The 13965-nt window shown below is 52.7% G+C and carries 13 protein-coding genes and 1 pseudogene; 1 reads left to right on the top strand and 13 read right to left on the bottom strand.

Going from position 1 to position 13965, the window contains the following annotated elements; translation table 11 throughout:
• Positions 1–101: 101 nt before the first annotated feature.
• Positions 102–689, top strand: a complete 588-nt coding sequence (gene eamB, locus JHD74_RS19015) for a cysteine/O-acetylserine transporter (RefSeq protein WP_199063298.1) — start codon at positions 102–104, stop codon at positions 687–689.
• Between the two features lie 156 nt (positions 690–845).
• Here the strand turns inward: eamB and JHD74_RS19010 are convergent, their stop codons facing one another.
• The 13 genes and pseudogenes from JHD74_RS19010 to JHD74_RS18950 all read right to left on the bottom strand — a co-directional run.
• Positions 846–2015, bottom strand: coding sequence for a sugar diacid recognition domain-containing protein (locus tag JHD74_RS19010; RefSeq protein WP_199063297.1), 1170 nt, complete (start codon positions 2013–2015; stop codon positions 846–848).
• A 220-nt stretch (positions 2016–2235) separates the two neighbouring features.
• Entirely contained in the window at positions 2236–3420 is a 1185-nt protein-coding gene (locus JHD74_RS19005) for a thiolase family protein (RefSeq protein ID WP_024527957.1), read from the bottom strand.
• A gap of 10 nt (positions 3421–3430) precedes the next feature.
• Positions 3431–4168, bottom strand: a complete 738-nt coding sequence (gene fabG / locus JHD74_RS19000) for a 3-oxoacyl-ACP reductase FabG (RefSeq protein ID WP_024527956.1) — start codon at positions 4166–4168, stop codon at positions 3431–3433.
• Positions 4169–4232: 64 nt separating this feature from the next.
• The gene (locus tag JHD74_RS18995; protein WP_199063296.1) at positions 4233–5810 is read right to left on the bottom strand and encodes an acyl CoA:acetate/3-ketoacid CoA transferase; all 1578 of its coding nucleotides are present in this window, start codon (positions 5808–5810) and stop codon (positions 4233–4235) included.
• A 52-nt stretch (positions 5811–5862) separates the two neighbouring features.
• Complete coding sequence (locus JHD74_RS18990) at positions 5863–7218, bottom strand: MFS transporter (protein WP_186580594.1); 1356 nt, start codon at positions 7216–7218, stop codon at positions 5863–5865.
• A gap of 139 nt (positions 7219–7357) precedes the next feature.
• On the bottom strand, positions 7358–8899 hold the full coding sequence (locus tag JHD74_RS18985) for a class I adenylate-forming enzyme family protein (RefSeq protein ID WP_199063295.1): 1542 nt from the start codon (positions 8897–8899) through the stop codon (positions 7358–7360).
• A 440-nt stretch (positions 8900–9339) separates the two neighbouring features.
• Positions 9340–10299, bottom strand: a complete 960-nt coding sequence (locus tag JHD74_RS18980) for a DUF523 and DUF1722 domain-containing protein (RefSeq protein ID WP_065684770.1) — start codon at positions 10297–10299, stop codon at positions 9340–9342.
• 12 nt (positions 10300–10311) lie between these two features.
• Positions 10312–10842, bottom strand: coding sequence for a DUF3833 domain-containing protein (locus JHD74_RS18975; RefSeq protein WP_199063294.1), 531 nt, complete (start codon positions 10840–10842; stop codon positions 10312–10314).
• The gene (locus JHD74_RS18970; RefSeq protein WP_199063293.1) at positions 10839–11366 is read right to left on the bottom strand and encodes a hypothetical protein; all 528 of its coding nucleotides are present in this window, start codon (positions 11364–11366) and stop codon (positions 10839–10841) included. Before JHD74_RS18970 ends, JHD74_RS18975 begins: the two co-directional genes overlap by 4 nt.
• Positions 11363–11848 (bottom strand): DUF2878 domain-containing protein, encoded by a 486-nt coding sequence (locus tag JHD74_RS18965; protein WP_199063292.1) that lies wholly within the window; start codon positions 11846–11848, stop codon positions 11363–11365. The genes JHD74_RS18970 and JHD74_RS18965 overlap by 4 nt, the downstream gene beginning before the upstream one ends.
• Positions 11845–13065 (bottom strand): cyclopropane-fatty-acyl-phospholipid synthase family protein, encoded by a 1221-nt coding sequence (locus tag JHD74_RS18960; protein WP_199063291.1) that lies wholly within the window; start codon positions 13063–13065, stop codon positions 11845–11847. The genes JHD74_RS18965 and JHD74_RS18960 overlap by 4 nt, the downstream gene beginning before the upstream one ends.
• Positions 13066–13070: 5 nt before the next feature.
• Positions 13071–13784 carry a DUF1365 domain-containing protein gene (locus JHD74_RS18955; RefSeq protein WP_199063290.1) on the bottom strand — a complete coding sequence of 238 codons (714 nt, stop codon included), beginning with the start codon at positions 13782–13784 and terminating at the stop codon, positions 13071–13073.
• A 1-nt stretch (position 13785) separates the two neighbouring features.
• Positions 13786–13965 (bottom strand): annotated as a pseudogene (locus tag JHD74_RS18950) (FAD-dependent oxidoreductase); the annotation flags it as partial.

Genomic DNA, 13965 nt, shown 5'->3' with positions numbered 1-13965 from the left:
GAAGCAGAAACATCGAAATATTAAAATTCAGGTATCTAAAATTTTCACTATTCTGAAATTTTACAGTGGGCTAATATCCTGTAACTAACAGGAGAATACAAGTGACATCAGCAATAATTAGTGGTTTTTTTACCTATACGTTAATAACAGCACTCACGCCAGGTCCTAATAATATTTTGGCATTAAGTTCAGTAAATCAGTTTGGATTACGCCGTAGCCTTAGGGTGCTGGCAGGCATGAGCGCAGGATTTTTTGTTCTGATGCTTGCCTGCGGAATGTTTACTTTTACGCTAATTAGCATCCTTCCCGCAGTAGCAAAATGGCTAGCCTGGGCGGGAGTTGCTTACATACTCTGGCTGGCCTGGCGCATTGGAACAAGCGATCCTGGCGTTTCACAAGGAGATGATAGGCCCCTAAGTTTCTGGATTTGTTTCTGGCTACAGTTTGCAAACGTTAAGATTATTCTTTACGGAATTACTGCTCTATCTGCGTTCGTATTACCCGTGACTCATGACGTCTTCTGGGTTGCAAGTGTCAGTATTCTTTTGGCTATCATAGGTTGCTTCGGTAACTTTGTTTGGGCACTGGCGGGGCATTTTTTTCAATCGATCTTCAGGAAGTATGGCAGAGCCGTCAATGTAACTTTGGCTTTGTTACTTGTTTATTGCGCTGTAAGGATGATTATTTAAACATGACTATCTAAGCCGTGGTATTAAAAGACAAGGTAAAGGGTTCAAAAAATCCCCCGGGCAAAATGCCAGGGATTTGTGTAAAAGAGATAGGTATAGATAGCGGCCAGCTGTTCCTGCATATATGCAAATCTGGCCTGGACTGTAGCAACCTGTCTAGACACATCGTTGGGGATCGTTGGTGCCAGCCGTCGAAATAGACAGCAACGTCCCCTGATGATAGTAAAGCGAAATCATCAGTTGGCTAAGCTCTTTGAAGTTAAACGGATCCAATGAGGTCGCTTCTTTGATCTGGTTAAGCCGGTAGGTGAGCGTGTTGCGATGTACCCCAAGTTCCCGCGCCGCGTTTGCCAGTTCGGCATTGTGCGCGATATAGGTACTCAAGGTATTGAGCAGCATTTGACCGGTGCCCAGCATCAGCAATTTATCAATTCTCTGTTTGAAATAAAGGGTGAATGAGCTGCTTCTGGCTTCATTCAACAATCCGCTAAAGGCAAACTGCTGGCCGTTAATGACTCGCGATAGTGGTAACGACTCACGAGCATGTTCTATCATCTCTTTGATCATAAATATCGATTGGCGGAAAATTCCGGCAGAGCCAGACTCTATCCCAATGCCAATAGTGTAATGGCTCAGCTGAGTTTCCATAAATGCGTTAATAGCTTTAACGGTGGCATCGGTCTGGTCGATAGCGGTGATAATTAACAGGATCTCATCATTGCTGAGCAATATTACCCGCTGGGATTTTAAAATATGTGAGAGTTTATTGAGGATGTGATCGATGGTTTGCCCCAATAAATGCCCTCCGGTTTCAATATTGATCAATACCGGCAGCAGGGGTTGAGACAGGTCGATTTCTTGCTGTACCAACTGGTGAAGTATTTCCTTTCCTTTCTCTGTGTCGCCCACTTCCAGATACTGTTTTAGCAGCAGATCCCTGATACGGTATTGCCAGTTCATTTCCCGGATAGCTAAAGACTGTTTGATCAACAGCTCCGCCGCCAGGATGGCCAGCTCGGCGTAACGCGCAATCGCGGCGGGATTGCCACTGATACCTATTACCATAACCACCTGATCATCCACGATAATCGGATGATTGATACCGGGTTGCACATTTTTGTACCGGGCGGCCTGCTGAGCATTTTCTATCGTCATACGCTGGCGGCTTTTTATCACCTCAAATGCCACTTCATGCCGTTCACCGATCCTATGTGGTTCGCCAGAAGCGATAATTATGCCCTGATGATCGATAACATTAACGTTATAATGGATAATACTCATCGCTCGTTTCACAATGGTATTAGCCAGCTCTAAGGTGATCAGCATACTCATACCTTTATGATATAAAACCTCTATTATAGTGAGGGGGGGTAAATATAATATTGAATGTTTCTTGCCAATTTCACGATAACCTTATTCACCCATCAACAGCGCTACGTAGTGAACTTAAAACAATTCAGGCAACTCAATGTGTATGCCGATTTTCCTCCATCCGACCCTCTCTTTGGCAGAGGGCCGGAAATATCTATTGCGCTAACTTAAGAGACTACCTTTCCCGTTCAAACAGCATAGAGATCCCTTGGCCTCCACCGATGCACATGGTGGCTAAGCCGGTATTGACGCCACGGCGCTCCATCTCATACATCAGTTTTACAGCGATGATGGCTCCGCTGGCCCCAACAGGGTGCCCCAACGCAATTGCTCCTCCATTGACGTTCACTTTCGCCGGATCCAACTCAAGATCGTTAATCACCGCCAATGATTGGGCAGCAAAGGCCTCATTTAGCTCAATAAGATCGATATCGTGCACCGACATATTCAACTTTTGCATCAGTTTACGAGTTGCCGGAGCCGGGCCAAAGCCCATGACTTCTGCCTCGCAACCTGCCACTGCCCAGCCTCGGATCACCATCCGGATTGGTAGCCCCAGTTTTTCCGCGTTGGCTCGGGTAGTGACAACTAACGCGGCAGCCCCATCATTGATACCTGATGACGTTGCTGCCGTGACCGTGCCGTCTTTTTTAAACGCCGGTTTCAGCTGCGCATACTTTTCTTTCGGCGTATCCCTTGGGTGCTCATCGGTGGCAAACAGACGGCTGTTCTTGCCTTCACGAACCTCCAGCGGCAGGATTTGCGAGGTAAAATGCCCCTCTTTAATGGCTGCCAAGGCTTTTTGCTGACTGCACCAGGCAAACTCGTCCATCGCCTCACGGCTGATGTGGAAACGTTCCGCGACGAACTCGGCGGTCATACCGTTGTGATAAGGGCCTTCCGGCCAGGTTAAAATAGAGACGATGCCGTCTTCCAGCTCTCCGTGCCCAAGGCGATAACCGTAACGAGCCTTGCGAATATAGTGGGGCAGTTGAGTCATATTCTCTGTCCCACAGGCGACGGTGATCTCGGCGTTACCGGTTTGCAGTTCCAGCATGCAATCGACAATCGCTTGCAGACCCGAACCGCACTGGCGGTTTACCGAATAGGACGTCGTTTCGTTTGGTAAGCCCGCGCGCAGTTGGCAAATGCGGGCGATAAAGCCACTTTCCGCGATTTGCCCGACGTTACCTACCACCACCTCATCAATTTGTGCGGGTTGCAGCCCGGCACGGGCCACGGCCTCACGGATCACCGCAGCCCCCAAATCATGCTGGTGCGTATCTTTAAAGCTACCGCCCATGGTGCCGATCGCCGTGCGTACGCCGCTGACGACGACAATGTCATTTGCATTTTTCATTCGATTCTCCTTACAGCACCATGCCGCCGCCGACGTTGATCACTTCGCCATTGATATAGCGTGCCTCGTCGGACGCCAGGAAGGCCACACAATGGCCGACATCAACCGGATCGCCAGCATATCCAGCAGGAATTTTGCCGATCATGATGTCCCAGACTTTTTCCGGCACGCCGCGGGTCATATCGGTTTCGATAAATCCTGGGCAGATGGCGTTAACGGTCACCCCTTTTTTTGCCAGCTCCCGGCAGGCCGTTTTGGTCAGGCCGATCACCCCGGCTTTTGAAGCGGCATAGTTGGCTTGCCCTACATTGCCCAACCAACTGGCCGACGAAATGTTGATGATGCGCCCGCTGGCACGCTCGCGCATGCGTACGGCGGCTTCCTGCATACAGTGGAAGGTCCCTTTCAGGTTGATATCCATCACCAGATCCCAATTCTCCTCCGTCAGCTTGTGCAACATGGCATCACGGTTAATCCCGGCGTTGTTGACCAGAATATCTATCGGCCCCAGCTGCTGCTCGGCAGCAATAAATAACTGGTTAACCTCTTCGCGGTTGGCAATATTACAGGCGATGAAAATGGCTTTATGGCCCGCGCTCACCAATTCGGCGGCGGTTTTATTACCGCCTTCCTGGTCGACATCACAAATGACTATGGCGGCCCCTTTCTCAGCCAATACCTGGGCAATGCCTCGCCCAAGACCACGGCTGGCCCCGGTGACGATAGCCACTTTATTCTTTAAACACATAGGGTACTCCTTATATTTTAATTCATGACCACGCTGAATTAGCGCAGAGATAACAAATATGTTTTTACTGCCTGGCCAGCATTTCCTTCAGACCAAAAGGGGCATCGCAAAATAGTGCCGCGTCCATCTGTTTTAATGAGGGGGAAATAAGCGGCATAAATTCCATTTGTTGTAGGATGTCACGCTCAAGATCGACGCCGGGGGCGATTTCTATCAACATCGGGCCCTGCGCCGTCAGTTCAAACACCGCTCGCTCAGTCACCAAATGCATTTTTTGTTTTTTCTGGCGGGCTATTTCACCGTTATAGGAAATCTGGTTAATCGACCTCACCAGCTTTTTAACCGAGCCCTCCTGCAGGATGGTTAATTGCCCTTGTTGGAATGCCACCTCCAGCCCCTTGGCGGTAAAGGTGGAGCAAAACACCACGTGGTGTGCATTTTGGGTAATATCGATAAACCCTCCAGCCCCGGTACAGCGGTCCCCCATACGGGTGGCATTGATATGCCCGTTAGCGTCCATCTCGCCGGCCCCCATATAGGTAATATCCACACCGGCCCCGTTGTAATATAGCATCTGCTCCTGATGGTTAATCATGGCGGTCAGGTTTTTGCCGATGCCAAAATCAACCCCGCCGGCCTGTACGCCGCCGTAGATACCTGATTCAACGGTGATGGTGACCGCTTCGCTCACCCCCTCTTCATGGATGATGGTGCCAATAACATCGTTGGGAATACCGGTGCCCAGATTGATCACGCAGTCTGGGGATAGGAATTGACAAGCGCGGCGGCCAATCACCTTGCGGATGTTGAGCGGGAGCGTTTCCACTTCGCTGGCAGGGGTAATCAGATTGCCACAATAGGCCGGATCATAGAACCAGGAAGAGGTTTGACGGTGGTCTTGTTCAGGGTCTTCACACACCACAATGGCATCAATAAAATTGCCCGGTACCACGATCTGTTTCGGGTGCAGACTCCCTTTTTCCGCCAGGTTTTTTACCTGGGCTATCACCTTGCCGCCAAAGCGTTTCGCCGCCAGCACCGCCTGCAGGATCTCCAGCTTCATGGCCTCTTCTTCACAGGTGAGGTTGCCTGCGGTATCCGCCGTAGTGCCACGGATGATCACCGTATCCAACGGGAGGGCTGGATAGAAAAGATATTCCTCCTCGCGCATACTGACCACTTCCACCAAATCAGGCAGGGAGCGGGTCAACGTATTCATTTTGCCGCCTTCCAGGCGGGGATCGATAAAGGTACCCAGCCCCACTTTGGATAAATACCCGGCCTGACCGGCCGCCATGGCCGTATACAGATGGACAATCTGCCCCTGCGGCAGACAGAAGGCTTCAACCTCATTGGCGGCAATCTTTTCCATCCACTTGGGTGCCAGCCCCCAGTGCGAACCAATAATGCGTTTTACCATGCCTGGCGGAGTAAAATGCTGATTACCGCGCTCACGATTCGACTGCCCCGCAGAGTGAATATAGGTCAGCCCGTGCGGTGTCCCTGTTTCAAGAAAGCGCTTTTCCAGAGCCTTCAAAATCGACTCCGCAGCCCCAATCAATGTCATGCCGATGGTGCACAGGGTCGAACCGTTATTCACTAACTCTGCGGCCTGCTGAGCCGAAATGACTTTATTTCTCATTATTGCTACCTTACTTCTGTGCGGCGGTGCGCCATGGCACCGCGTTTAGGCTCTATTTCTCAATCACGCTATTCATTGCAGCCGGGGGGCATTGATTGGCCGGTTTATCTTTGCTGCCTGCGGGTTGTTTCACCCGTGCAGCCCCGATGATGGCAAGGGTCTGCAGCACGATGGCAAACCACAGGCCAGCGCTAGGTGACCCGGTTCTATCTTCGAGGAGACCGAACACATAAGGCCCGAAGAACCCACCGGTAATGCCAAGGCAAGCCAGTAATCCCAACCCGCCAGCGAGCATGGGGCCGCTCATCAGCGTGGCTGGGTAGGTAAAGATGATGGATTGCACGACGAAGAACATCGAGGCACCGATACAGAAGCCGATCAGCCCTAATACCGGGCCACCCAGTACGCCAATCAGGAAACCGACGGCCATCGACATAAAGCCGGACACCAGCATGATGCGTGAGCGAGAAGCGGTATTGGCATATTTGGGCAGGAAGAAGCCACCCAAGGCTGCTGCGATCCACGGAATGGCGGTTAGCAGGCCGAGCATCAGAGTGCTCATCTTGCCGTAGCTGTTGATAATGCTGGGCAGGAAATAGGTCAGGCTGTAGACCGAAATCTGATGGGTGAAATAAATCGCCACGATCAGCATGAAGGTCTTATTGGTAAACGCCGTTTTAAAGGAAAACTTCTGGTTCTTATCCACCCCGACCGGTTGCTCTGCAGCCAGCTTGTTTTCAATATACTCAATGTCGGTTTTGGTTAGCCATTTGGCATCGCGTGGTTTATTAGGGAGTACGGCATACACATAAAACGCCAGCAGCACTGCCGGGAGCCCTTCCACGATAAACATCCATTGCCAGCCGTGCAGTCCACCCAGGCCATCCAGCATGAGCAATGCGCCGCCCAATGGTGCCCCGACAATATTGGCGATACAGACACCGAGCAGGAACATGCCTACGGCTCTGGCGCGATCTTCACGGCCAAACCAGTAGGTAAGATACAGGATGATACCGGGGTACAACCCCGCCTCTGCCGCCCCAAGCAACAGGCGCATGACATAGAAAGAGGTGGGGCCGGTGACGAAGGCCATACCTGCGGAAATCACACCCCAGGTGAACATGATGCGGGTGATCCAGAATCGGGCCCCGACCCGCGCCATGATCAGGTTGCTAGGGATCTCCATGGTGGAATAAGTCAGAAAGAACAGACCGGCTCCCAACCCGTAAGCGGTAGCGGAAAGCCCAAGATCGATGGACATCGAGGCTCGGGCAATGCCGATATTGGTTCTGTCGATAAAGCTGATGATATAAACAATGATCAGTAATGGCATCAGGTGTTTATATATTTTTGCATTCGTTATTGCCGCCTGGCTTTTCGATGCAATATCTAACGGCCGGTTTGACATGATAATGACTCCTCCTCGTGATGAGGCGATTAAATAGGGTTGCGTTTTCTGCGTTATTATTAGAGGTGCAGATGTTCTGTTATTCTCATGGTGCGCACGTTTCCTGGTGTTGGCGCACTTATTTTGACTCAGTTGGATTTCACGTTGCCTGCGTCAATTTTTGTCGTAATGCTAATTTATCGATTTTGCCATTGGCGTTTTTCGGTAATTCCGCCGCAAAGACGATTTTTGATGGTATTTTAAATTTGGCAATCTTATTTGAGAGCCAATGAATAATATTGTCACTCACCAAGGGTTTATTCCTTTGTGCCACAATAAAGGCGACGGCTTCTTCTCCGTAGATTTCGCTGCTGCTGGGAACTATGGCAATCTCCTTGACGCCAGGATAATTCGAGATCAGGTTTTCTACTTCAATGCAGTATATTTTCTCACCACCGCGGTTGATCATGTCCTTGCTGCGATCTTTGATATACAGGTAGTTATCCTGATCGAGGCAGGCGATATCGCCGGTGTAGAACCAGCCGTCGTGGAAGAACTGCTGATTGGCCGCCGGATTCTTCCAGTACTGGCTCATGACCACCGGCCCTTTCAGCCATAGATGGCCAATCTCACCGGCAGCAAGCACCTGGTGATGATCGTCGCGAATTTGGTAACTCAGGCCGGGAATGGGTAAGCCAGAACTGCCTATCTTATCGCTGCTGCGCACATCGAGCGGGAAAATGCTGGCCGGTGAAGAAGTTTCTGTCAGTCCATAGATCGGTCTGATTTCCGTGGTTGGGAACAGTTGTGCGAGCCTTTCGATAATTCCCACGTTCAAATGCCCGGCACCGCAAGCGATCATCCGTAAGCTGGAGTAGTCGCCCGCTTGTGGATACTTTTCCGCTTCTTGCAACAGTAGGATAAACACCGTTGGCGAGCCATGCAGGAAGGTAATGTGATGGTTACTGACGGTTTTTAAAATCTCTTCTGCATTGAATCTTTGCTGCAAATGCAGCGTGCCGCCAAGATGAATAAATAGGCAGAGCAAAGCCGATAGGCCGGTAATATGGCAGATAGGGATCGGCAGGATGGCGCTGTCTTGTTCGGTTAACTTAAGAGCTTGTTGGTAAGCCGTGATAGCCGCAATAAAGTTACCGTGAGTGAGCGCCGCTCCTTTTGGGGAGCCAGTGGTGCCGGAAGTATAAATAATCGCGGCAATGTCATCCGCTACGATGGCGGCAGGCTCTACGGGTTGGATCACCTTTTGGTCATCTGCATTACTCAGCATCAGTTGCCAATCGGCCAGTGACACCACCTGGCTTTGTTGCACGGGTTCCAGCGTCGCCATCCACGGCTGACTGTTGGGATCGTAGAAAACCGCCTTGGCATTAACACTGGACAGGATGATATGGCTGTCTTGCGATTTTAACTTGGTGCTTAACGGCACCACGATAATCCCCAATGCCATTGCCGCATAAAACAGCGAGCAGAATTCAGGTCGGTTACCCAGAGCCAGAACGATCACATCGCCTTTGGTGAGGTTAAAACTCTCTTTCAGACAGGCGGATGATAAATTAACATTATGATTTAAATGGTTATAACTGTATTTATGGCCTTCAAAGAACAGGGCGGTATGCTCAGTTCGGCGCTTAACGCTCTGCTGTAAACTCTGATAGAGGTGTGTGATTTTTGCCTGCTGCATAGGTTGCCCCTTCACCGACATTTACTGATGGTGGTGAGTATAGGGAAAGGCAACGGTGCAAGAATGCGCAAAATTTCACATCTTTCTTCGGTAAACAAGGCTGACGCTTTGTATAAAATGCCAACCCAGGGAGGGCAAAAAAATCGATGTTATGACGAGCTGGTTAGCAAATGTTATCGAAAATGATAAAAATTATGATGAAAAAGGTGAGTTACGGGTTTTGCTTTTATGCAGATGCATAAAAAGAGGGGGATGACGCTCGGGCTAATCCCCAGCGTCAGGGTACCGGTTAGTTCAATATTGATTGGTGCCTTGCGCACCGCCATCACGTCACATGGGTAACCGCACAAGGATCGTATGCTGGTGGAGAAGTGCCCCCCTAAGCCTATTCATATCTATGGCCGAAAAACGCGAGCCGTTCGGCCACAAATCATGCGTACTTAATTAACCGCCAGCCGCAAAGCCAAATTATGCGGATAGGGGTCAAAGTATTTTTGCGTCAGCAGGTAGCTGTCTGGGTATTCGCCCAGATAATGCTTCAGCAGCGTCAACGGCGCGAGTATTGGCAGCAACCCCTCGCGATAGTGGAGGATCACGTTATTCAGCTCGCCGCGCTGACGTGAGTTCAGCTGGTTACGAAAATACCCTTGAATGTGCATCAGCACGTTGGTGTGGTTCTTGCGCGAAGCGGGTTTTCTTAAGATCGTCATCAGTTTTTCGCGATAAGCCACGAAGAATGCATCCAGGTCTTCCCACTCGTGCAACGAGGCGACAAACGGTCCAATTTCTCGATAGCCCGCTTGGTGGTGCGCCAGCAGTTGGAGCTTGTACCGGCTGTGGAAGTCCAGCAGCGCATGGCGGGTCAGGCCGTTGGCCTTCAGGGTGTTCAACTCGTGCAGAGCGAAGATGCGCTCGACAAAGTTTTCCCGCAGCACCGGGTCGTGCAGGCGGCCATCTTCTTCGACCGGTAACCACGAGTATTTCTCCAGCAGCGCCCTGGTAAAGACGCCCACGCCCTCTTTACGCCCGCGATTGCCCTTTTCATCGTACAACCGCACGCGTTCCATACCGCAGCTCGGCGATTTTGCGCAGACGATAAAGCCCGATAGTTCGTCCAGATGTGAGAGATAGGAATCCGTGAATTCGGCCATTTTCTCCGTCATATCGTCGTGTGGCGCTTGGCTGAAGTGCAGCCGGAAATCCCCTTCGGTGGTCTGGACCAGGCGCAGGGCAGGACGGGGAGAGGGCAAGCCGATGGCCATCTCCGGGCAGATGGGTTTGAAGGCCACCCACTGCGCCAGCCCGTCCATGACAAAGCTCATGCGTTTATGTCCGCCGTCAAACCGTACGGTCGAGCCGGTTAAACATCCGCTGATCCCAATGACGGGTTGCTTATTCATGTCGCGATCCTCTTACTGTTCTTTTCGGGTGAAGAAAAGCGTCACCTGACCGACGGTGATACCGAATTTCTTCATCGCTGTTTTATTAAAAAGATGCGTGTCATCCTGCAGGTACATCCAGTCATCAAAGTGAAGCAGCCAGGTACTGCCATTGGCTTTCACGCTCATGCTGTAACGCCAGTTAAAGGCATTGCCTTCCGCCACGCCACTGGCCACACCTTCAATATCGCCTGCAGTGCCTTCGTAGCGATTGGGGCCGACGCGCCGGATATGCCACACCCGTTGCTGCTTCTCGCCATCGTCATAGACAAAGTGTTCATTTAGCGTCAGCGTGTCGCCGATGACGTTGCCAGTGATTTCCACATGGAAGCGGCGCAGCTGTTTTCCGCTGCGGTCCTGTACCATGCCCCATGCCTCGGTTTTCCCCTGGAAGTAGTGGAAGATATCAAGCGGCGGTTGTTGATGCCGGTAGTCGCTGATGTCTGTACTACAACCCACCAGAAGCATCATCAGCGCCAGGCCAAGTGTCAGAATGCGTTTCATTTTTCACCTCCGATCAACTGCTGACGTAGTTCGGGATATTGCGTGTGTGGATCGAGCCAGATGGCCAGAAAGTTGGTACTGAAGGCTGCAGACTGGCTGGAGCCGAGCGGGGTAAAGCTTTTTTCTGCCGCCGAGGCGCGATACCAGAACTGCCCCTGCTTACCTTTAAGAACAAAGGTAAGCTGTGAGCCCGGCGTGACGTCCGGCCAGAGTGACTGCAGCATGCGCAGCCAGGCTTCGCTTTGTGGTTCGCGCTCCAGGATACCCTGCGCCTGCCACTGGTCACGGGTGGCTTCGACCAACTGGTCGCGATCGATGTCGCGTTTGTAGGTAATAATCAGCGCCTGATCCTGCTCCGGCCCGTGATACCGACCATCCGGCGTGCTCAACTGGGAGGTATAAACGGCAAACGGCCCCCATGTGAGGCTGGCATCACCCACTTTGCGCCAGCTTAACCAGTCGGCGGCATGGGCGACGGGCGCGATGGCCGCCAACCACAGCAGCATCAGTAAAGAGGTTCTCATTGTCGCCTCCCCGTCAGAATATGGAACAACAGCATCAGAACCAGCCAACCCGGTGCCATCCAACTGACGACGATCCAGGTCGGCTCCCGGAAGGTCATGGCGCCCAGACGTTCGCCAATCACATACGCTACGGGACCGCCAACGGTTGCCAGCAGAGCCAGCATCCATCCCGGCAGCGTGGTCGTGAGGGTCAAGTGGGTCCAGACGGTGGCGAACATCAGCCACAGCGCCATCATCCACAGGGGTAACAGAGCATCGCTGTTAAAACCGATCAGCCCCGTCAGCACCCAGAGGGCATCTATACCGCAGCCCGCCGCGGCCAGCAGCAGGGCGTAAACACGGTGTGCAGGCGACAGCATCAGACAGGCCAGGATCGCCAGGGCGAGCCACAGAAACAGGCCGCGCTCGCGAAACAACACTACCAGCGTCCAGTAGAGATCGAACGCGAGAGCCATCAGCACGACCTGCACAGAGCGGTTCATACGCGCTCTGCGGTCAGTTGCACCACGCTGATGGTGCGTGCGTTAAAACCGGCTTCGCAGTAGCCAAAGTAGTAGAGCCACATACGGCGGAACCTTTCATCGAAACCGAGCTTTTCAATGTCCTGCCAGGCGTGCAGAAAACGCTGCCGCCAGTGCGTCAACGTGCGGGCATAGTCTGGCCCCATATCGAATAGATTACGGACGACAAAATCGGTATGACGCGTCATCAGTTCACTCATTGTCGTGATGCTAGGTAGGAACCCGCCGGGGAAGATGTAACGCTGGATAAAATCGACGCTTTTGCTGTAGTCGCGGTAGCGCTGATCCTGAATGGTGATGGCTTGAATCGCCATTTTTCCACCCGGACGCAGGCGCGCCTGACAGGTGCGGAAGAAGTCAGGCAGGTAGCGTTTACCCACGGCTTCAATCATCTCAACCGATACCAGTTTGTCGAACTCTCCGGTCAGGTCGCGGTAGTCGCACAGCAGAACCTGTACTCTGTCCTGCAATCCCGCGCGGGCTATCCGCTCTGAAGCCCAGATGTACTGTTCCCTCGACAGCGTCGTGGTGGTGACGCGGCAGCCGTAGTGACGGGCGGCGTATTCCGCCATCGCCCCCCAGCCGGTGCCAATTTCCAGCAGGTGATCGCTTGCGGTCAGCGCCAGCTGTTCGCACAGACGCGCCATTTTTGCCTGCTGGGCCTGGGAGAGAGCCTGGTCTTCGGCGGTGAACAGCGCACTGGAGTAGAGCAGATCTTCATCGAGAAAGTGCGCATAAAATTCGTTACCCAGATCGTAATGGGCAGCGATGTTTTCCCGCGCCTGTTTGCGGTAGTTACGCCGCGTCCAGTGGCGAAGCCGCTCCAAGGGCTTGCCCAGCAGGCGAAAGCCACTCTCCAGCCTTCCCAACACCTTGCCGTTGAGGGCGAGGATCTGCAACAGCGGGGTTAATTGATGCGTCTCCCACTCACCTTCCATCCAGGATTCGGCTGCGGCAAGGCTTCCACCGGTGAGCAGACGCCAGTAAACACCTGGCGCGAGGATTTGCACTTCAGCACGCAGCGCGGAAGACTCATCGCCAAAATGGAGAGTCTGCCGTCCTTCACGCACGGTGAGCGAGCCCTCGCGGATACCGCTCAGCAAACGAAAGAGTAGCCAGCGCGCGATACGGGCGTTACGAGGGATATCGGATTCAAGCGCAAAGGCAGGATCGGTCATGAGCGCTAACTCCTTCTGACGGGATGGTTGTACAGCGGCACGCGTTTAAGCCACAGCCGTAACGCTTGCCAGTAAATCGCCAGGACGGTTTTCAGGGTCATCAGCGGTATGCGCAGCAATATCGATCTCAGGGTCGCACGCGTAAGGTGCTCACGGCGAAGCGCAAGCGTGGCGTCGAACACCTTCGAGTCCTGATGATTTTCGATATGCATAAGCAGCGTTTTACCGGGGGCGTTGAAGCGCCAGTGATAGACCATATCCATCGGATTAAACGGGGAGACATGGAAGGCTTTCGGCTGCGGGCGAGCCGCCTGGCCATCCACCGCGTAATAATGGCGCTCGTTCCACGGGGTGTTGCGCACTTCGGCCAGTACCCAGCGCAGGATGCCCGTACTGTCATAGCAGTAGTAGAGATTGATCGGATTAAAATGGAAGCCGAAATAACGAAGCTGGGTCAGGAGCATGACGCGGCCATCGGGACGTTCCCCGGTCAGGGTTTGCAACCGGTCGAGGGCGTTCTCTTTAAGCGGTGTGCCGAGTGGGTAATCCGCATCATGGAAGGCGGCCGCGGCAAATCGATTACGGCGGATCCCCGCCGACGGTAGCGCATCCAGCTCGTCCAGATCGATCCAGGCCATAAACACGTTATAGCGAAAATGGTGTGATTTCGGCTGGAAGCGACGATGGCGTAACACACCCTGGTAAAGGCAGCTGTTCATCTTACAGGTTCTCCCCAGCAGCGATCTCCTTCACCACGTCCAGCGCACTGCGCACCCCATCCTCGTGAAAACCGTTGTACCAGTAGGCTCCACAGAACCAGCTCCGTTGGTGGCCGTTAATCTCGCTGCGGCGCGACTGGGCACGCCAGCTTTTCGGGTTAAACAGCGGATGCTCGTAGAC

It is taken from the genome of Serratia sp. ASV30 (assembly GCF_016428815.1).
GTDB classification, from domain to species: domain Bacteria; phylum Pseudomonadota; class Gammaproteobacteria; order Enterobacterales; family Enterobacteriaceae; genus Chania; species Chania fonticola_C.
This window is presented reverse-complemented; position numbering and strand designations above follow the sequence as displayed.

Bases quoted from the DNA above. Each gene is read 5' to 3' on its own strand.
- JHD74_RS18970 (WP_199063293.1), bottom strand. From the start codon at position 11,366: ATGAGAACCTCTTTACTGATGCTGCTGTGGTTGGCGGCCATCGCGCCC.
- JHD74_RS18975 (WP_199063294.1), bottom strand. From the start codon at position 10,842: ATGAAACGCATTCTGACACTTGGCCTGGCGCTGATGATGCTTCTGGTG.
- JHD74_RS19010 (WP_199063297.1), bottom strand. From the start codon at position 2,015: ATGCTGATCACCTTAGAGCTGGCTAATACCATTGTGAAACGAGCGATG.
- JHD74_RS18960 (WP_199063291.1), bottom strand. From the start codon at position 13,065: ATGACCGATCCTGCCTTTGCGCTTGAATCCGATATCCCTCGTAACGCC.
- JHD74_RS18990 (WP_186580594.1), bottom strand. From the start codon at position 7,218: ATGTCAAACCGGCCGTTAGATATTGCATCGAAAAGCCAGGCGGCAATA.
- JHD74_RS18995 (WP_199063296.1), bottom strand. From the start codon at position 5,810: ATGAGAAATAAAGTCATTTCGGCTCAGCAGGCCGCAGAGTTAGTGAAT.
- fabG (WP_024527956.1), bottom strand. From the start codon at position 4,168: ATGTGTTTAAAGAATAAAGTGGCTATCGTCACCGGGGCCAGCCGTGGT.
- JHD74_RS18980 (WP_065684770.1), bottom strand. From the start codon at position 10,299: ATGAATAAGCAACCCGTCATTGGGATCAGCGGATGTTTAACCGGCTCG.
- JHD74_RS19005 (WP_024527957.1), bottom strand. From the start codon at position 3,420: ATGAAAAATGCAAATGACATTGTCGTCGTCAGCGGCGTACGCACGGCG.
- JHD74_RS18985 (WP_199063295.1), bottom strand. From the start codon at position 8,899: ATGCAGCAGGCAAAAATCACACACCTCTATCAGAGTTTACAGCAGAGC.
- JHD74_RS18965 (WP_199063292.1), bottom strand. From the start codon at position 11,848: ATGAACCGCTCTGTGCAGGTCGTGCTGATGGCTCTCGCGTTCGATCTC.
- JHD74_RS18955 (WP_199063290.1), bottom strand. From the start codon at position 13,784: ATGAACAGCTGCCTTTACCAGGGTGTGTTACGCCATCGTCGCTTCCAG.